Here is an 18130-nt window from a genome sequence, read left to right as displayed (position 1 = left end):
GTATATATCTTTACAAATATTTTACAATTATGTATAATTTATATAGAAGATAATTTAGGAGGGGACTTTATGAATAATAAAAGAACTGCAGAATTTGTATTAGGACTTATTGGAGGTATTTTAGGTATTATATGTGGTATTGCAGCAATGGGAATAGGTGGACTTGGAGATGCTTTTGGAGCAGAAGGAGCTAATGCTGTTGGAAGCTTAGGTATAGTAGCAATTGTACTTTCTATTTTAGGAATAGTAGGAGCTATTATAGTACGTAGTAAGGCAAAATTGGGAGGAGGTTTCATGACTATAGCGGCAGTAGGAGGAGTGATTTGTGTTTCTGCTCTTTATATATTGCCAGGAATATTGTTAATAATAGGTGGATTAATGGGATTATTTAAAAAATCAAAAGACAAAGATAATTCAATTTCAGCGTAAATAGATTTTTTACCATAAATGTATGGATATAGTAAATAAAAATTAGTATAAGAACAGCAATTTTTTTAAGATAATTAATAGTTAATAACTCAACTTTCGCAGGTGAAAAACAACCGCTGCGGTAAATGATATCTTGCTCAGAAACCTTTCACTTCAGTAACAAGTTCTAAGCTTTACTCATATTGAAAAAAGATTTTTTAATTAATATTCCATAGGAATCAGTAATTAAAAAATGACTTTTTTCAAATTCGTAAAACTAAGAACTTGTAAACTTTGTTCAAATGTTTCTTACGCAATATATCATTTACCTTCGCTAGGTAGTATTTTTGTCCTGCGAAAGTTGAGTTAATAATGAATAACTCAACTTTTGCATGTGAAAAATAGCCGCTGCGGGAAATGATATCTTGCTTAGAAACCTTTCACTTTAAAGATAATTAATATTTAATAATGAATAATTAATAATTAAGGAAATTTTGCCTTAGGGCAAAATAACTAATATAATTAAAGATTTTTGCTAAAGCAAAAATCAACATTCATTATTCATTTTTAATTATTAATTCTTAATTAATTTTAAATGTTTCTTACGCAATATATCATTTCCCTTCGCTAAGTAGTATTTTTTTACCGCGAAAGTTGAATGAATAATTAATTCTTAATTGTTATTTAAAGATTCCTGTTCTTATACTTTTTTATTTATGGGCAATATATAAAGCCTGTGAAGTGAAGTTAATTTATTAAAAAATTATTGTAAATATTTCCCAAGAAATAATTCTAAAAATATACTACATAATATTGTTTGTAAAATTAATTATTATAATATATATTTAAAGACAATTACTTGTTAAAGCAAGTTAAACTAACCTTCAAGTAGAGTTATACTCTATTTGAAGGTTAGTTTTTTATGCAGAAAACTAAAAGAAAATTAATAACTCAACTTTTACAGGTGAAAAATAGCTGCTCTACTAAATTATTTGAAAAAAATTTATAATTTCCTTAATAAGAACACAATATTAAAAAATTCATAATATAAAATAGGGAAATAAATAAGTGTAATGAAAAGAATTTGGATAAATTATTTCTAGGAGGAAATATTATGAAGATAGGAATAGATTGTGGACATACTATTAGTGGACCTGATTATGGTGCAGTTGGTATAAAAGCTGAAAGTAATTTGACAAGAGAAGTGGGACAAAGAGTAATATCAAAATTAAAAACTTTAGGTTATTCAGTTATAGATTGTACCTGTAATAGTGCTAGTTCTGTAGGAAGTTCATTATCTTATAGAGTTAATAAGGCTAATAACAATAATGTAGATTTGTTTATAAGTATACATTTTAACAAATTTAATGGCCAAGCACATGGTACAGAAATTTGGACTTATAATGGAAAAAAATTTAAAGAAGCACAAGATGTATTAAATAATATATTTGCTTTAGGATATACAAATAGGGGTATAAAAGATGGAAGTAGTTTTTATGTAATTAAAAATACTAAAATGACTTCTATGCTTATAGAATGTGCTTTTATAGATAACAAAGAAGATATGAATAAATATAATGCGAATAACTTGGCAAATGCAATAGTAAAAGGTTTAACTGGAAAGACTGTCACAGAGGAGCAAGAAAATGATTCTGAGGGGGAAAGTGAAATGGTAAGTAGATATGATGACAAAACTATTCCAGAAGGGGAAAATATATTTAAAGTACCAGGAACAACAGGTTATATAGAGCAGGTATCGGACGGCAGATTAATTATACACAAAGATAGAGGTAATTATATAGCAATAGGTAAAGGATTTGTTGATATTTATTGGAATGATAATAAAGGTAATGGTGGTAGTAAGAGATTAACAGAATAAAAAAGATTTTAACGTTGCAGCACCACTTAACTCAGGAAGTTTTAGTGGGGGTAGACATGGGATAAAGTAAAAATACCCTTCAGGTGAAGTTTGTACTCCATCTGAAGGGTTTAATTTAATTCATTAAGATTCTATTTTAAATATTGACATTTTTTCTGATAGATCTGCTGATGCAGTATCTACATTATCGGCAAGTCTAGTAACTTCTTCACAAGATGCTAGCATTTCTTCTGAAGAGGCTGATATTTCTTCAGCTGAAGCAGAAACTTCCTGTGAAACTGCAGATACATTTTGTACTTTATTTGATATTATATTTTTAGAATTTACAGTAGAATTTAAAGAAATATTTGTTTCATCTATAAGTGGACTTACTTCTTCTATAGAAGATATTATAGTTACAAATGAGGATATTGTACTATTAGCTGTATTTTCTTGATCATTTAAAAGTTCTTTTACTTGTGCAGTAGTAATCATAACGTCTTTAGTTTCTTTGCTTATGGATTTAATTAATTTCAAAATTTGTTCTGAAGAGTACTTTGATTCGTCTGCTAATTTACCTACTTCATCAGCTACTACTGCAAATCCCTTTCCGTGTTCTCCAGCTCTTGCAGCTTCTATAGAAGCATTTAATGCAAGAAGGTTAGTTTGTTCTGAAATATCATTTATCACATCTGTGATATTTCCTATTTTTGAAACTGTATTGGATAAACTTAAAACTTTGTTAATAACAGATTCAAAAGTATTTTTTATATTACTAATAGAACTTACTAAAACATGTATCTGTTCTTTTCCTTCTTGTGCTTTAAGTTGTGTATCATCTGTTTTTGAATTTACATTAGTCAAGTTATATTGAACTTTAGATAGTTCTTCTGCAAGTTCATTAATAAGAGTTACTACATCCATAAGTTCATTTGCTTGAGTTGTAGCTCCTTGAGCAACTTCTTGTACTGCTGATGCAACTTCATTGGCAGCAGTAGTCATTTCTTGTGATGTAGAAGATAATGTGTCTGCAGTGTCTTTTACATTTTCAGAAGTACCTTTTACAACAGATATAGATTCTCTCAAGCTTTCCATAGTTTCATTTATTTTATTTGACATATGAGCAATTTCATTTTTTCCTTTAGATTGCACTGAAATTGTAAAATCTCCATGAGCAATTTTGTTCATTGCTTGTGAAACTTTAACTATAGGATTCGAAACGCTTTTAGCTATAAATAAAGCTATAAATCCACATATTAAGGCAGCTAAGATAATAATAGTAATGATTATTTTAAGTATACTAGAACTTACTTTGGTAAATTCAGATAAAGGGATAGTGGAAATATAAATCCAATTAGTATTTTTATCTAAAGAATAACTAGTTAATTTTTTTACACCATTATACTCATATACATCTATACCATTTTTGGAATTTAATATTTCTTTTCCTATATCAATTTTTAATAAATTTTTCTTTAATAATTCTTCGTCTTTAGGATGAGCAATAGTTGTTCCGTTATTATCTACTATAAATGTGTATCCAGTTTGTCCTATCTTGATATTCTTTATGTATTTTTGAGATATTGAATAAAGATCTATTGGTTCTACTACAGCTCCAATAAATTGGCTATTTTCATCTAAAATAGGAGTTGTTATAACAAATATAGGTTTTCCTGTAACAATACTACTTTTAACTTTACTTATATATTGTTTTTTATCTTGCTTAACTTTTATAAAATATTCCATATTAGATAAATCTTTATTTAATAAATCTCCTGTTGAATCCATAAAACATTTTCCAGATGTGTTTATTAGAGCTACATTTTCTTTGAATTTATAAGTTTCTAAAGATTTTTTTAACATCTGCTGTACTTCATCTTTTAATTCCTTAAGTTCGTTTTTTTTCTCAACACTAATTAAATATTCTTCAATCATCATATTATCAGCCAATGTTTGACTAATATCTTTCATTAAATCAATTGTTCCTGATACAGAATTTTTAACTATGTTATTTTGATTAGTTAAACGTTTTTGTGCATCATTTGTATTAAGAATGTTTACATTATAGGTAATTACTGTACCGGCAATAATTAGTGGTAGTATAGCAAATAAAATAAATAATGTTAAAAATTTGCTTTTAAGTTTCATATTACACCTCCATGCTGATTTTTCAACAAAATATGACAAAACAATATTATTATCGTATTATTATGAAAAAAATTTATATGTTTTATATAAATTTTTAAGCGATTATGAAATATATAAAAATTTGTACAAATGTTCTTTTTAATAAAATCATAATAAATATAGTTTTTGAAGTAATATGTAAAATATGCTAATATATAAAGAGCTATATTAAGACAAATTTAGACAACGTTGTTAGAGGTGGTAGTAACTATGAAGATTAAACAAAAAATGATTTTAATGTTATTAATAATTTGTAGTATGAGTTTTATAGGATGTGGACAAAAAGAAGCATCTAGAGAAACATATGTATTAGGTACTATAGTTAAGTTAAAAGTCTATGGTAAAAATGCAGAAGAAGCTGTACAGGCATCTATTAATAAATTAAGCCAAATAGAAGAGAAAATGTCGGTTAATAAACCCAATAGTGAGGTAAGTAAATTAAACAAATCAGCAGGCAAGAAAAGTGAAAAAGTTAGTAAAGAAACATACTATGTAATAAATAAAGCTTTAAAATATAGTAAACTTTCTCAGGGTAATTTTGATATTAGTGTGGAACCTTTAGTTAAACTTTGGGGTATAGGTACAGATAAAGCAAGAGTACCTTCTAAAGAGGAAATAGATAAAGCTAAACAACTTATAAATTATAAAGACATTGAAGTAAAAGAAAATGGTGAAGTATATTTAAAGAAGAAAGGAATGGAGATAGATTTAGGGGGTATAGCCAAAGGTTATGCAGCAGATAAATTGAAAAAAATAATAAAAGATAGAGGCATAACAAGTGCTTTTATCAACTTAGGTGGAAATGTAGATGTTATAGGGAATAAAACAGATGGATCGCCATGGAAAATAGGTATTCAAAATCCTATAAAAGATAAGGGACAATACATGGGAATTTTAACAGTAAGTGATAAATCTATTGTTACTTCAGGAAATTATGAAAGATATTTTATAAAAAATAATAAGAGATATCATCATATTTTTGATATTAAAACAGGATATCCAGCAGAGAAAGGACTTATTAGTGCAACAATAGTTTCTGATAATTCTATTGATGGAGACGCACTTTCTACGTCTGCATATGTATTGGGATTAGACAAAGCCATAAATCTTATAGAATCTTTAAATGGAATAGAGGGAATTTTTATAACTAAAGATAAAAAAGTTTATGTTACTTCAGGATTAAAAACTAATTTTGAACTTACAGATAAGGAGTTTACTTATGAAAAAGGGAGATAAAATTATTTTATTGATTATAGGTATAACATTAATTATCAGTTCAGTAGGAATTTACATATATAGATCTTCTTATAAGAATGCAGAAGCTATTGCTGTAATTAAACAAGATGGTAAGGTAATAAAGACTATATGCTTGGATAAAATTAATAAGTCTGAAAAAATTAAAATTCCTTATAAAGAAGATTTTTATAATGTGGTATTAGTAGAGAAGGGAAGAATTAGATTTAGTGATGCTAATTGTCCAGATAAAATATGTGTAAAATCTGGTTGGCTAAGTAAACCAGGGGATAATGCTGCTTGCCTTCCTCATAGGCTTATGATAAAGATAGAAGGAAAAAAACAAGTGGATGATGTAACTTACTAAAACAAAGTTAAGTTATTAATTCTTAATTGTTATTAAAAGTTTGGATGTGGTAGTGTGAATAAATTAAAAAAAATGGTATTCTTAAGTTTGATGGTAGGAACAGCACTTACTATATATGTCATAGAAGCGCAAATTCCTGTAATTTTTCCAGGAATAAAGTTAGGGTTAGCTAATGTGGTTTCTTTAATTGTATTAATTGCTTTTGGAGGAAAAGAGGCACTTTTAGTAATGTTTTTAAGAACTTTATTAGGGTCTATGTTTACAGGAAATCTATCTTCTTTTTTGTTTAGTGTTTCTGGTGGCCTTTTGAGTAATATAATTATGATTATAATGTATAAATACTTTAAAGAACATTTTAGTATTGAAATAATAAGCATAGTTGGGGCGATATTTCATAATATAGGACAACTTTTTATAGCTGCAATAGTAGTACAAGATTTTAAAATCTATTTATATTTTCCTATTCTTATGATAGCTGCATTGATAACAGGATATTTTATAGGTCTTGTTGGCAAATATTTAAATAAATACTTATTAAAGATAATGAATAATTAATAATTATTCAACTTTTGCAGTAAAAAATACTGCTTAGCGAAGGGAAATGATATATTGCGTAAGAAACATTTGAACAAAGTTTACAAGTTCTTAGCTTTACGAATTTGAAAAAAGTTATTTTTTAATTACTGATTCCTACGGAATATTAATTAAAAAATCTTTTTTCAATATGAGTAAAGTTTAGAACTTGTTACTGAAGTGAAAGGTTTCTGAGCAAGATATCATTTCCCGTAGCGGCTATTTTTTATCTGCGAAACTATAAAAAAAGCTGTATCAACATAATAAACTTTTATGTTGATACAGCCTTTTTTATAAGTTTTTAACCAACTTTTTTAGTGTTATTTAAATCTAGAATTTTTATTCCATTATTATGAGCTTTTAATACCTTAGTAGGACATTTTTGTACACAAGTCATACATAAAGTACATTTATCCTTGTCCACTACAGGAAGGTTGTTTTCAAATGTAATAGCATCATTAGGACAATTTCTAACACATTGACCACAGCTTATACATCCTGAGTCACATACATCTTTAACCGCTTTTAGTTTATCTTTTGAATTACAAGAAACTCTTATAACCTCTGAAACTGGTTTAAGCTCTATAATATTTCTAGGACATGCTTTAACACAGGCGCCACATCCAGTACATTTACTTTCGTCAACTACAGCAACACCATCTTTTATGCTAAGAGCACCAAATTGACAAGCTTCTACACAGCTTCCAAGTCCTAAACAACCAAAGCTGCAAGATTTAGTACCGCCTCCTGGAATTACAGAAGCTTCTCTACAGTCCATGTTTCCATAGTATGTTCCTCTTCTTTTAGCACTTTCACAAGTACCTATACATCTTACAAAAGCTTTTACTGGTTCGCTGTCTTCTACAGTGATACCCATTATTTCTCCGATTTTTTCTGCAGCTTCAGGTCCTCCTACAGAACAGCAGTTTGGAGCAGCATTACCATCAACTACTGCTTGAGCATATGCGTCACATCCAGCAAATCCACATCCACCACAGTTAGCACCTGGTAAGCAATCTTTTATTTTAGGAACTCTTTCGTCTACAGGTACGTGGAATTTTTTAGAAGCATATCCTAAAACAAGACCAAATATAAGTCCTAATCCCCCTAAACTTAGGGCAGCAAATATTAAGTTATTCATAATTTATTTACACCTCCAACTAATGAATTAAACCATTGAAGCCTAGAAATGCTATAGACATTAATCCAGCTGTGATTAATGAAATAGGTAATCCTCTCATAGCTTCAGGCATAGCATCATTAGCATCTAATCTTTCTCTTAATCCTGCTAAAAGTACAATAGCTAACATATATCCTAATCCTGAACCAAGTCCAGCAACAATAGATTGAATTAAAGTATGTTTTTCATTCATATTTATAATAACGGCACCCAATATTGCGCAGTTTGTAGTTATTAATGGAAGAAAGATACCAAGAGCTTTATATAAAGCAGGGCTTGTTTTCTTTATTACCATTTCTACAAATTGAACTAAAGATGCTATAACTAATATAAATGTAATTGTATAAAGAAAAGTTATTTTTAGTGGAACTAAAATAAAGTCAAAAACTATAAAAGAAATAAATGAAGCTAAAACCATAACAAAAGTAACAGCAAGCCCCATACCAGCTGCAGTTTCTATTTTTTTAGAAACTCCTAGGAAAGAACAGATTCCTAGAAATTTAGCAAGTACAACGTTATTAACTAACAGAGCAGCTAAAAAAATTAAAAATAAATTCATTCAATTTCACACCTCTTTCTGCTTATCTAGTAAAATGTTTATATTAATCTTTCATTGAACAGTGACTACAGTTTCCATCACAGCCTGCAAATTCAGTAATTCTTTTATTTTCTTTTTTCTTTTTATTATTATAAACATTGATTAAAGCCATAAGAATTCCAAGAGTAAAGAAAGCCCCTGGAGCTAAAATCATTATTAGAGCAGGTTGAAAAGAAGCTGGCATAAAGTGTTTTCCGAAAATCGCGCCAGTACCTAAAAATTCTCTAATGATACCAATTATAGTTAAAGAAACTGTAAAACCTAATCCTTGACCAAGTCCATCAAATATAGATATTATAGGACGGTTTTTAGAAGCGAAAGCTTCAGCTCTACCAAGTATAAGACAGTTAACAACTATAAGAGGAATAAATATTCCTAATGAATTATATAAACTAGGTACAAATCCTTGCATTAGTAGTTGAAGTACAGTAACGAAAGAAGCAATAACTACTATAAAAGAAGGAATACGAATTTTATCAGGAATAAAATTTCTAAGTAATGATATAACAAAGTTTGATCCCATAAGAACTACAGTAGAAGCAATTCCCATACCAAAACCATTTTCAGCACTAGTAGTAACAGCAAGGGTAGGACACATTGCTAAAACTTGTACAAATATAACATTTTCATCAACAATACCGTTTTTTAATCTTTCTAAGAGAGCTTTCATTATTTATTCCCTCCTTCTAAGTTATCTTTGTAAAACTTGATTGCTTCATTAACTCCTTTTGTTACAGCCTTTGAAGTAATTGTAGCACCAGTTATAGCTTGTATCTCATTTGGATTGGCAGGAGTAGTTTTTACTACTGTTAAATCTTTATCTATAGGTTTATTTTTATATTGACCATAGAATGATGGCTGAGTAGAATTAGCACCAAGTCCAGGAGTTTCAGTTTGAGATAATATCTTTATTCCTTGAAGCTTACCATCAAGTGATATACCAACCATTACTTTTACAGCTCCACCATAACCTTTAGTAGTTACTTTTATAGCATATCCTACAGTTTTGCTATTAGCTGTAGCTTCATTAACTTCAAGTATATTTCCATTTAGTTTTACGTCTTTTTTCTTAAAATTATCAGCTTTTGTAAGTATTTCTTTCATAGCACTATTGTTTGTTTTTTCCATTTGTTTTGCAATGGGTTCTTTTGTAATATTATAAATTGCTCCAAGAATTAATCCAGCACAAGCAGTTATTATTAACAAAAGAGCTCCTAGCTTAAATGTACTTTCTTTCTTCTCCAATTACTTCACCTCCCCGAATTTTCTAGGAGTTATAAATTTATCTATAAGTGGAACAAATAAGTTCATTATTAATATAGAATAAGATACTCCTTCAGGATATCCACCAAATATACGAATTACAGTTGCAACAACACCACAACCAATAGCAAAAACAACTTGTCCTTTTTTAGTCATTGGTGATGTAGTATAATCTGTAGCCATAAATATAGCACCTAGCATTAAACCACCAGTAAATATTTCATAAATACCATTACCAGTCATAAATCCATTTCTTCCTATTAAAGTAGTTAATAGAAAAACAGTTCCTACATAAAATACTGGTATATGCCAAGAAATAACTTTTCTATATAAAAGATATGCAAAACCAATAAGTAAAGCTAATGCAGAAGTCTCACCAATACAACCTCCAATATGACCTATAAATATATTAAACATAGAAGGTAGATCTCCGTGGCCACTTTTTAATATTGCAAGTGGTGTAGCAGAAGTTGTTCCATCTATTGACCATGTAGTCATAGCTACAGGCCAAGAAGCTAGTAAAAATGCTCTAGCTGCAAGAGCTGGGTTTACAACGTTTTGACCAATACCTCCGAAGAGTTGTTTTACGATAATAATAGCAAAAATACTACCTAAAGCTACCATCCAAAGTGGAAGAGTAGGGGGAACATTAAAAGCAAGTAGTAAACCAGTAACTACAGCACTTAAATCATTTACAGTTACATCTCTGTGTGTTAACTTCTGCCAAACAAATTCAGAAATAACAGCAGAAAGTACTGCAGTAAGTATTACTAAAGCTGCTTTAAATTTAAAAAAGTACAATCCAGCACATATAGCTGGTATTAAAGCAATAATTACATCTCTCATAATAGATTGAACTGTATTATTAGATCTAATATGAGGAGATGAAGATAAAGTTAAAATTGGATCATTCATTTATGTCACCTCTTATCTATTTTTTCCTTTTGTTAGCAATTACAACACGTTTAGCAGTTCTTATAGATTGAACTAAATGGTTTTTAGCAGGACATACAAAAGTACAACATCCACATTCAATACAATCTAATCCGTTAAGTTTTTCAAATTCATCATATTCGTGTCTTTCAGCTAATGATTTTAATTTACCTGGTATTAGGTTCATTGGACAAGCATCTACACACTTTCCACATCTGATACAGTTTGTTGGATTTGGTAGAACAGCTTGTGTCTTTGTAAGACATAAAATTCCAGAGGTACCTTTTATAACAGGAATATCTAGAGTTGATAAAGTCATTCCCATCATTGGACCACCAGATATTACTTTTATTGGATCTTCTTTAAATCCACCACAAGCTTCTATTAATTCTCTAACAGAAGTTCCTAGTTTTACTCTTAAGTTTTTAGGTTCTTTTATAGCTTCACCAGTTACAGTAACTATTCTTTCTGTAAGTGGTAAACCAAATGATACTGCTTTATAAATTGCGTGCATAGTTCCTACGTTTTGAACTATACAACCTACATCAGCAGGTAATTTTCCAGATGGTACTTCACGTTTAGTGATTGAATATATTAATTGTTTTTCTGCACCTTGAGGATACTTAGTTTTTAAAGCTTTCACTTCTATATTAGGAAAACTTTTAGCAGCATCGTTCATAAGTTTAATAGCATCCAACTTATTGTTTTCTATACCAATATATCCTTTTGCTTTTGGAAACATTTTAAGAATAATGTCTAAACCAATTACTATTTTTTTAGTTTCTTCAAGCATTAGTCTGTGGTCACATGTTAAATATGGCTCACATTCAGCAGCATTTACTATTATAGAATCTATATTTTTATCTGCTGGAGGAGTTAATTTTACATGTGTTGGGAAACAGGCTCCTCCCATTCCTACTATACCGGTTTCTCTAATAATATCTACTAGTTCTTCTTTAGATAATTTTGTATAATCTCTTTTTTCTTTAGGTAAGGATATTGTTTCATAGTTATTGTCATTTTCAATAATTATAGAAGGTATTTTGTTGCCACTAGCGGTCATCATAGGTAAAATATTTTTTACAGTACCAGATACGCTACTATGTATAGTGGATAATCCAAATCCTTTAGCTTCTCCTATTTTTTGTCCTACAAGGACTTTATCCCCTTTTTTTACTAATGATTCACAAGGAGCACCTATATGTTGAGATAGTGGAAATACAAGTTCTCCTTTTGGAGTGTAATCTTCAATAGGTTTATGTTCACTGAGATGTTTACCATGAGGTGGATGAACACCACGTTTAAAAGTTAGTAAGTCCATTTTTGATACTTCCTTTCTAGTTAATATAGTAGAAGAACTAATTGTATTATAAGTATAAAATATATTAGGTTACATGGTACAGAAAATTGAACTACATAATACAGTATATACAAATTAAATTGTTTTTTCTACAATTTTACTCAAAAACTACATATAGTCCAAATTGAAAATATGTTAGAAAAATTAAGAAAACTTTATAAATTTGTAAAGATATTTATATTATTCAGATATAGTTAAAGTAAAACGTTTAAAATATAAAATCCAATTTAAGAAAAAATAGAAAAAAATAAATTGTGTCGTTTTATGTATTAAATTTAGTGTAATGTAAAAAATACTTATGAAAGGAAGTGATATTTTATGGCTAAAAAGGGAAATGAAAAACGTTCTGGATCTAAAGAAACAAATCAAAAGCATCATGTAAATAATAAAAAGGGAAACACTACAAAATAGTAATTCTATACTCAACTTTCGCAGGTAAAAAATAGCCGCTGCGGGAAATGATATCTTGCTTAGAAACCTTTAACTTTAAAGATAATTAATAGTTAATAATGAATAATTAATAGTTAAGGAAATTTTGCCTTAGGGCAAAATAACTAATATAATTAAAGATTTTTCCTAAAGCAAAAATCAACATTCATTATTCATTTTTAATTATTAATTCTTAATTGATTTTAAATGTTTCTTACGCAATATATCATTTCCCTTGGCTAGACAGTATTTTTGTACTATGAAAAATACTATCTATAATAAGGAGTTATTACTATGAATTTAAAAAGAGGAGAAGAAATTATAAATTCTTTAGGTGTGATAAATGTAACTTACAAAGATAAACCTGTATGGATAGAGAATATTAATGAAGAACGTAAAATTGCCAAAGTTAAATATATAAATAGTACTGAAAGCATTAGCGTACCAATTTCTCAGTTGAATGAAGATAAAAAATAATAATAATAATTTTAATGTAAAGAATGTAAATATTGAATAATTTACGATGTAATCAAGTCTATAATATAAATATATAATTTTAGTAATAAGTTCTAATGATGATTTTGATTTTTCAAATTCACTATCATTAGAACTTATACATTTTTTGAATGCTTTTATGGAATATATACCTTTGTTATTTGTTGAATTTGTAATATGTTTTTATTGTGCTAAAATTAAGTAAATAATTAAGGAATTAACTAAAAAAATTGAAAAAAGAAAATATATATGATAAATTTGATGTAAGAATAAAAAATCTATTTGAAACTAAAAATATTGTTTATAATATAATAAAATAGTAGAAGTATAAATATGTTAAACTTTACTTATAACTTATAGCGGTTTTATTTAACATTAAAAATATGGAGTGATTAGTATGCAAATGTGTTCTATTTGTCATAAAAATGTCGCAACTATATATACAGCCAAAATTGAAAATGGAAAAACTGAAATGATTGGTGTATGTATAGAGTGTGCAAAAAAAATGGGATTGCCAGTTATGGATCAATTAATGCAGCAAGCAGGAATAACACCAGAAGATATGGAAAATATATCTGACCAAATGAGTGGTTTATTAGAAAATATGGATTTGGAAAATATATCTGATAATAACATGTTTTCGAATTTCTTAAATGGTTCAAATTTATCTAAAGAAGATGATTCAATTCCACCAAATAATATGGATTCATTAAATGATAATGAAGAAGCAAAGGAAAAAAAATTACCAAATGTTGAAAAAAAGCAAAAAACAAAATCAAGAAATAAATTATTTAAAAATAAAAGAAAATATTTAAATACCTATGGAACAAATCTAACAGAAAAGGCTAAAAATAATAAAATAGACAATATTATTGGTAGAAATAGAGAAATAGATAGAGTTATTCAAATTCTTAATAGAAGAACAAAAAATAATCCAGTGTTAATAGGTGAACCTGGTGTTGGTAAAACAGCTATTGCAGAGGGCTTGGCAGTTCGAATAGCAGATAAAATGGTACCAGCAAAATTGTTTAATGCAGAAGTGTATCTTCTTGATTTAACAGCTATAGTAGCAGGTACACAATTTAGAGGACAATTTGAAGGACGTATGAAATCTATAATAGAAGAAGCTAAAAAGCTTGGTAATATTATTCTTATTATAGATGAAATTCATAATATAATTGGAGCTGGAGAAGCTCAAGGGGGAGCTTTGAATGCAGCAAATATATTAAAGCCTGCTCTTGCCAAAGGAGAAATACAGTTAATTGGAGCTACTACATTAGAAGAATATAGAAAATACATTGAAAAAGATTCTGCACTTGAAAGAAGATTTCAATCAGTGTTAGTTGAAGAACCAACTAATAAAGAAACTATTGAAATTTTGAAAGGTATTAGTCATTATTATGAAGAGTATCATAAAGTAAAAATATCTGATGAAGTAATAAAAGCAGCAGTAAATTTATCAGAAAGATATATAACTGATAGATATTTACCAGATAAAGCTATTGATGTAATTGATGAAGCAAGTTCTAGGGCAAATTTAAAAAATAAAGGGCTTGTAGAAATCCAATCATTGAAAGAAGAATTAGGCGAGATTCAAGATAAAATTATAGAATTGTCTAATGCAAATGATTATGAAAAAGCAGCTCAGTATAAAATGAATAAGTGTAAGGTTGAAGATAAGATTGGTGCAGCTAAAAAAGAATGTCGTGATATAGATCTTACAGTTGAAGATATTGCTTTTGTAATTGAATCTTGGACTAAAATTCCTGTACACAATATAAAGGAAGATGAAGCAGAAAAACTTTTAAATTTAGAAAAAAAATTGCATGAAAGAATTATAGGACAAAATAAAGCAATTGAAGCTTTATGTAGAGCAATACGTCGTAATCGTCTAGGTTTTAGGAAGAAGAAAAAACCAGCTTCATTTATTTTTGTTGGTCCTACTGGTGTAGGAAAAACAGAACTTGTAAAAGCACTTTCATGTGAACTTTTTGGTAGTGAAGAGGCATTAATAAGAATTGACATGTCTGAATATATGGAAAAACATACAGTTTCTAAATTAATTGGAGCGCCTCCAGGATATGTAGGCTATGATGAGGGAGGACAGCTTACAGAAAAAGTAAGAAGAAAACCTTATTCAGTTATACTTTTAGATGAAGTAGAAAAAGCACATCCTGATGTGTTTAATATGCTTCTTCAAATTTTAGAAGATGGTAGATTAACAGATAATCAAGGTAGAACTGTATATTTTGATAATACTGTAATAGTTATGACATCTAATGCAGGAACCAATTTTAAATCTGGTGGAATAGGTTTTGCTCAAGATGGATATGATGCATTAGAAAGTCAGGTGAAAGATGCATTAAAGCAAACTTTTAAACCTGAGTTTTTAAATAGAGTAGATGAAATTGTTGTATTTTCTCCTCTTTTAAAAGAGGAATTACATCAAATTATCAATTTGATGCTTAAAGAAGTACGTGAAGAAATTAATGAAAAGAATATGACTATGGAAATAACTGATAGAGTAATAGAATTTATTCTACAAAAAGGATATGATAAAAAATATGGTGCACGACCTTTAAGAAGAGCAATACAAAGATATATAGAAGATGAAATTGCAGAACAATATCTACAAAAGAAATATACTGAAGGGTCACATATTAAAATAGATTTTGAAAATGAAAAACTTGTATTTGAATAGATACAATGTATAGTAAAACCTGTGTTTTTACACAGGTTTTACTTGTGTATAATCAATATTTTTTTATTATACTTTATTAATTTGATAAAGTATAATAAAATAGAAAAGGTGTAAAAATAACATTTACAATTAAACATAACTTAAATTGAGGGTGAAATTAGTATGAAAGAAAGACTTCAAAAATATATGGCAAGCTGTGGAGTTGCATCTAGACGAAAGTGTGAAGAGTTAATTATACAAGGTAAAGTAAAAGTTAATGATACGATAATCACAGAATTAGGATATAAAGTTGATCCACAAAAGGATAAAGTTTATTATAATTCTAAATTAATTAAGTTAGAAGAAAATAAAGTTTATATAATGTTAAACAAACCTAAAGGATATATTTCTTCAGTAAAAGATGAAAAGGATAGGAAAACAGTTTTGGATTTAGTGCATGTTAAAGAAAGAATATATCCAATAGGAAGGTTAGATTATGATACTTCAGGATTAATTTTATTAACTAATGATGGTGAAATATACAACAAAGTAATACATCCAAGACAAGAAATCGATAAAGTTTATATTGCTACAATAAGTGGAATACCAGGTGAAGATGAAATTAAAAAATTTTGTAATGGTGTAGATATAGGAGGATACATAACTTCAAAAGCAAGTTTTGAAATTATAGAGACATATAAAAATAAAAGCAAAGTTAAGATTATTATTCATGAAGGAAAAAATAGACAAGTTAGAAAGATGTGTAAAGCAATTGGCCATTCAGTGATTGAACTTCATAGAAAAAGTATTGGAAAAATATATTTAGGAAATTTGAAAACAGGTAAATGGAGAAATTTAAATGAAAATGAACTAAATTATTTAAAATTTTTGTAGCTGAAAGTAGGTGACAATTTGTTTAAGTACGCAACAAGTGTAAGTGAATTAGCTCATGGTGTGATAAAAAATTATTGTTGTAAATTTGATGTAGCTGTTGATGCAACTTTAGGTAATGGACATGATACAGATTTTTTAAAACAATTATTTTCTAAAGTATATTCCTTTGATATACAGAAAGAAGCAGTGGAAAATTATAAAAACAAAGAAAACAATAAGAATGTAGTAGTAATACATGATTCCCATGAATTCTTAAATAAGTATGTAAAAGAAGAAATTGATTGTGTAATATATAATTTAGGATATTTGCCAGGTGCCAATAAAAATATAACTACTTTAAGTGAATCTACAGTTAAAAGTGTCAAGCAATCATTAGAATTATTAGATACAAATGGAATAATTGCTTTATGTATATATTGGGGACATGATGAGGGTAAAAAAGAGAAAGATAGTGTAATAAATCTTGTAAAACAGTTACCTAAAAATAAGTATGGAGTAATAATGCATACATTTTTAAATAGAAATAATAATCCACCTATTCTAATTGTTATAGAAAAAAAGTAGATGAAGTATAAGTATTTACAAAGAAAATTAACAAACAATTGAAAGAATAATTGATAATTTCTTCAATAGATGTTAAAATGAATTATATAATTCATAATTAGTGAATTCTTGAAGAAAGGGTTGAATACTATGCAAGATAATAATCAAGATTTAATGAGAACAATTCAAATAAAATTTCCTAGATTAAGTAAAGGTCAAAAGTTAATTGCTGAATACATACTTAAACACTATGATAAAGCAGCTTTTATGACTGCTGCAAAATTAGGTGATAGTGTTGGAGTTAGTGAATCCACAGTTGTAAGATTTGCTAATGAGCTTGGTTTTTCAGGATATCCAAAGCTTCAAAAAGCTCTACAGGAACTAATAAAAAATAAATTAACAACAGTTCAAAGAATCGAACTTTCAAATGATTTAATAACAGAACACAATGCTTTAAAAGGTGTATTAAAATCAGATATAGAAAATATTAGAGCAACTTTAGAAAAAATTAATCATAATACATTTGAAGAAGTAGTTGAAAATTTATTTAAAGCTAAAAAAATATATATAATTGGTTTAAGAAGTTCAACTGCATTATCTGAATTCTTAGGTTTTTACTTAAATTTAATTCTTGATAATGTTAAAATCGTTGGATATGGTATGAGTGATATTTTTGAACAAATGATAGGGGTAGAAGAAGGAGATCTTGTAATAGGAATAGGATTTCCAAGATATGCTACAAGAACAATAGAAGTTTTAGATTTTGCTAGAAGTAGAAAAGCAAAAGTAGTAGCTATAACTGATAGTTTACTTTCTCCATTAGCTGCAAGAGCAGATTATACATTGATAGCTCAAAGTAATATGGCATCTTTTGTAGACTCATTAGTTGCTCCTTTAAGTGTTATTAATGCACTTATAATAGCGGTAGGATTGAGAGAAAAAGAAAAGATTTCTTCTACATTTGCAGATCTTGAATCAATCTGGCAAGAATATCAAGTATATTCCTATAAAAATAAAAGTGAATAGTTAAGTATTCATTTTTAGGATAGAACGATTTAGATAAAATATTTAGATAAAATAAAAAGTACAAAGTTTAAAGAATAAATAAGGATGTTTTTCTTTCAGAAAA

General features: G+C 28.1%; 17 protein-coding genes. 10 read left to right on the top strand and 7 right to left on the bottom strand.

Features of this window, described 5'->3' with window-relative positions:
* The first annotated feature begins 69 nt into the window (after positions 1–69).
* Both ACFIJ5_RS09895 and ACFIJ5_RS09890 read left to right on the top strand, forming a co-directional pair.
* Positions 70–429, top strand: coding sequence for a DUF4064 domain-containing protein (locus ACFIJ5_RS09895; RefSeq protein ID WP_379806530.1), 360 nt, complete (start codon positions 70–72; stop codon positions 427–429).
* Positions 430–1522: 1093 nt separating this feature from the next.
* Positions 1523–2287: an N-acetylmuramoyl-L-alanine amidase gene (locus tag ACFIJ5_RS09890; RefSeq protein WP_379806528.1), complete on the top strand. Its 765-nt coding sequence runs from the start codon at positions 1523–1525 to the stop codon at positions 2285–2287.
* Between the two features lie 123 nt (positions 2288–2410).
* Here ACFIJ5_RS09890 and ACFIJ5_RS09885 read toward each other — a convergent pair whose 3' ends face one another.
* Positions 2411–4414 carry a methyl-accepting chemotaxis protein gene (locus ACFIJ5_RS09885; protein WP_379806526.1) on the bottom strand — a complete coding sequence of 668 codons (2004 nt, stop codon included), beginning with the start codon at positions 4412–4414 and terminating at the stop codon, positions 2411–2413.
* Positions 4415–4663: 249 nt separating this feature from the next.
* On the opposite strand from ACFIJ5_RS09885, the gene ACFIJ5_RS09880 reads away from it, so the two are divergent.
* From ACFIJ5_RS09880 to ACFIJ5_RS09870, 3 genes are all read left to right on the top strand, one after another.
* Positions 4664–5689, top strand: coding sequence for an FAD:protein FMN transferase (locus tag ACFIJ5_RS09880; protein ID WP_379806524.1), 1026 nt, complete (start codon positions 4664–4666; stop codon positions 5687–5689).
* Positions 5673–6053, top strand: a complete 381-nt coding sequence (locus ACFIJ5_RS09875) for a NusG domain II-containing protein (RefSeq protein WP_379806522.1) — start codon at positions 5673–5675, stop codon at positions 6051–6053. The genes ACFIJ5_RS09880 and ACFIJ5_RS09875 overlap by 17 nt, the downstream gene beginning before the upstream one ends.
* A gap of 72 nt (positions 6054–6125) precedes the next feature.
* Positions 6126–6608 (top strand): Gx transporter family protein, encoded by a 483-nt coding sequence (locus ACFIJ5_RS09870; RefSeq protein ID WP_379809585.1) that lies wholly within the window; start codon positions 6126–6128, stop codon positions 6606–6608.
* Positions 6609–6927: 319 nt separating this feature from the next.
* Here the strand turns inward: ACFIJ5_RS09870 and ACFIJ5_RS09865 are convergent, their stop codons facing one another.
* The 6 genes from ACFIJ5_RS09865 to rsxC are packed head-to-tail and all read right to left on the bottom strand — an operon-like array spanning position 6928 to position 11921.
* A complete protein-coding gene (locus tag ACFIJ5_RS09865; RefSeq protein ID WP_379806520.1) occupies positions 6928–7767 on the bottom strand; it encodes an RnfABCDGE type electron transport complex subunit B in 840 nt (279 codons plus the stop codon).
* Positions 7768–7786: 19 nt separating this feature from the next.
* Positions 7787–8365: an electron transport complex subunit RsxA gene (gene rsxA, locus ACFIJ5_RS09860; RefSeq protein ID WP_379806518.1), complete on the bottom strand. Its 579-nt coding sequence runs from the start codon at positions 8363–8365 to the stop codon at positions 7787–7789.
* A 43-nt stretch (positions 8366–8408) separates the two neighbouring features.
* Positions 8409–9074, bottom strand: a complete 666-nt coding sequence (gene rsxE / locus ACFIJ5_RS09855; RefSeq protein WP_379806516.1) for an electron transport complex subunit RsxE — start codon at positions 9072–9074, stop codon at positions 8409–8411.
* Positions 9074–9649 carry an RnfABCDGE type electron transport complex subunit G gene (locus ACFIJ5_RS09850; RefSeq protein WP_379806514.1) on the bottom strand — a complete coding sequence of 192 codons (576 nt, stop codon included), beginning with the start codon at positions 9647–9649 and terminating at the stop codon, positions 9074–9076. Before ACFIJ5_RS09850 ends, rsxE begins: the two co-directional genes overlap by 1 nt.
* Positions 9650–10582: an RnfABCDGE type electron transport complex subunit D gene (locus ACFIJ5_RS09845; RefSeq protein ID WP_379806512.1), complete on the bottom strand. Its 933-nt coding sequence runs from the start codon at positions 10580–10582 to the stop codon at positions 9650–9652.
* A gap of 16 nt (positions 10583–10598) precedes the next feature.
* The gene (rsxC, locus tag ACFIJ5_RS09840; protein WP_379806510.1) at positions 10599–11921 is read right to left on the bottom strand and encodes an electron transport complex subunit RsxC; all 1323 of its coding nucleotides are present in this window, start codon (positions 11919–11921) and stop codon (positions 10599–10601) included.
* A 762-nt stretch (positions 11922–12683) separates the two neighbouring features.
* On the opposite strand from rsxC, the gene ACFIJ5_RS09835 reads away from it, so the two are divergent.
* The 5 genes from ACFIJ5_RS09835 (at position 12684) to ACFIJ5_RS09815 (ending at position 18027) form a co-directional block, all read left to right on the top strand.
* The gene (locus tag ACFIJ5_RS09835; RefSeq protein ID WP_379806508.1) at positions 12684–12866 is read left to right on the top strand and encodes an H-type small acid-soluble spore protein; all 183 of its coding nucleotides are present in this window, start codon (positions 12684–12686) and stop codon (positions 12864–12866) included.
* A 415-nt stretch (positions 12867–13281) separates the two neighbouring features.
* Positions 13282–15585, top strand: a complete 2304-nt coding sequence (locus ACFIJ5_RS09830) for an ATP-dependent Clp protease ATP-binding subunit (RefSeq protein ID WP_379806506.1) — start codon at positions 13282–13284, stop codon at positions 15583–15585.
* Positions 15586–15747: 162 nt separating this feature from the next.
* Positions 15748–16458: a pseudouridine synthase gene (locus ACFIJ5_RS09825; RefSeq protein WP_379806504.1), complete on the top strand. Its 711-nt coding sequence runs from the start codon at positions 15748–15750 to the stop codon at positions 16456–16458.
* A gap of 18 nt (positions 16459–16476) precedes the next feature.
* A complete protein-coding gene (locus tag ACFIJ5_RS09820) occupies positions 16477–17022 on the top strand; it encodes a tRNA (mnm(5)s(2)U34)-methyltransferase (protein WP_379806502.1) in 546 nt (181 codons plus the stop codon).
* A 129-nt stretch (positions 17023–17151) separates the two neighbouring features.
* Positions 17152–18027, top strand: a complete 876-nt coding sequence (locus ACFIJ5_RS09815) for a MurR/RpiR family transcriptional regulator (protein ID WP_379806500.1) — start codon at positions 17152–17154, stop codon at positions 18025–18027.
* Positions 18028–18130: the final 103 nt, after the last annotated feature.

It is taken from the genome of Haloimpatiens myeolchijeotgali (assembly GCF_042688525.2).
In the GTDB taxonomy this organism is placed as follows: Bacteria; Bacillota; Clostridia; order Clostridiales; family Clostridiaceae; genus Haloimpatiens.
The sequence above is the reverse complement of the archived record's forward strand: the minus strand, read 5'-3'. Positions and strand labels throughout refer to the sequence as shown.

Excerpts from the sequence above, each read along its gene's own strand:
- ACFIJ5_RS09895 (WP_379806530.1), top strand. The coding sequence starts at position 70 with ATGAATAATAAAAGAACTGCAGAATTTGTATTAGGACTTATTGGAGGT.
- ACFIJ5_RS09890 (WP_379806528.1), top strand. The coding sequence starts at position 1,523 with ATGAAGATAGGAATAGATTGTGGACATACTATTAGTGGACCTGATTAT.
- ACFIJ5_RS09885 (WP_379806526.1), bottom strand. The coding sequence starts at position 4,414 with ATGAAACTTAAAAGCAAATTTTTAACATTATTTATTTTATTTGCTATA.
- ACFIJ5_RS09880 (WP_379806524.1), top strand. The coding sequence starts at position 4,664 with ATGAAGATTAAACAAAAAATGATTTTAATGTTATTAATAATTTGTAGT.
- ACFIJ5_RS09875 (WP_379806522.1), top strand. The coding sequence starts at position 5,673 with ATGAAAAAGGGAGATAAAATTATTTTATTGATTATAGGTATAACATTA.
- ACFIJ5_RS09870 (WP_379809585.1), top strand. The coding sequence starts at position 6,126 with ATGGTATTCTTAAGTTTGATGGTAGGAACAGCACTTACTATATATGTC.
- ACFIJ5_RS09865 (WP_379806520.1), bottom strand. The coding sequence starts at position 7,767 with ATGAATAACTTAATATTTGCTGCCCTAAGTTTAGGGGGATTAGGACTT.
- rsxA (WP_379806518.1), bottom strand. The coding sequence starts at position 8,365 with ATGAATTTATTTTTAATTTTTTTAGCTGCTCTGTTAGTTAATAACGTT.
- rsxE (WP_379806516.1), bottom strand. The coding sequence starts at position 9,074 with ATGAAAGCTCTCTTAGAAAGATTAAAAAACGGTATTGTTGATGAAAAT.
- ACFIJ5_RS09845 (WP_379806512.1), bottom strand. The coding sequence starts at position 10,582 with ATGAATGATCCAATTTTAACTTTATCTTCATCTCCTCATATTAGATCT.
- rsxC (WP_379806510.1), bottom strand. The coding sequence starts at position 11,921 with ATGGACTTACTAACTTTTAAACGTGGTGTTCATCCACCTCATGGTAAA.
- ACFIJ5_RS09835 (WP_379806508.1), top strand. The coding sequence starts at position 12,684 with ATGAATTTAAAAAGAGGAGAAGAAATTATAAATTCTTTAGGTGTGATA.
- ACFIJ5_RS09830 (WP_379806506.1), top strand. The coding sequence starts at position 13,282 with ATGCAAATGTGTTCTATTTGTCATAAAAATGTCGCAACTATATATACA.
- ACFIJ5_RS09825 (WP_379806504.1), top strand. The coding sequence starts at position 15,748 with ATGAAAGAAAGACTTCAAAAATATATGGCAAGCTGTGGAGTTGCATCT.
- ACFIJ5_RS09815 (WP_379806500.1), top strand. The coding sequence starts at position 17,152 with ATGCAAGATAATAATCAAGATTTAATGAGAACAATTCAAATAAAATTT.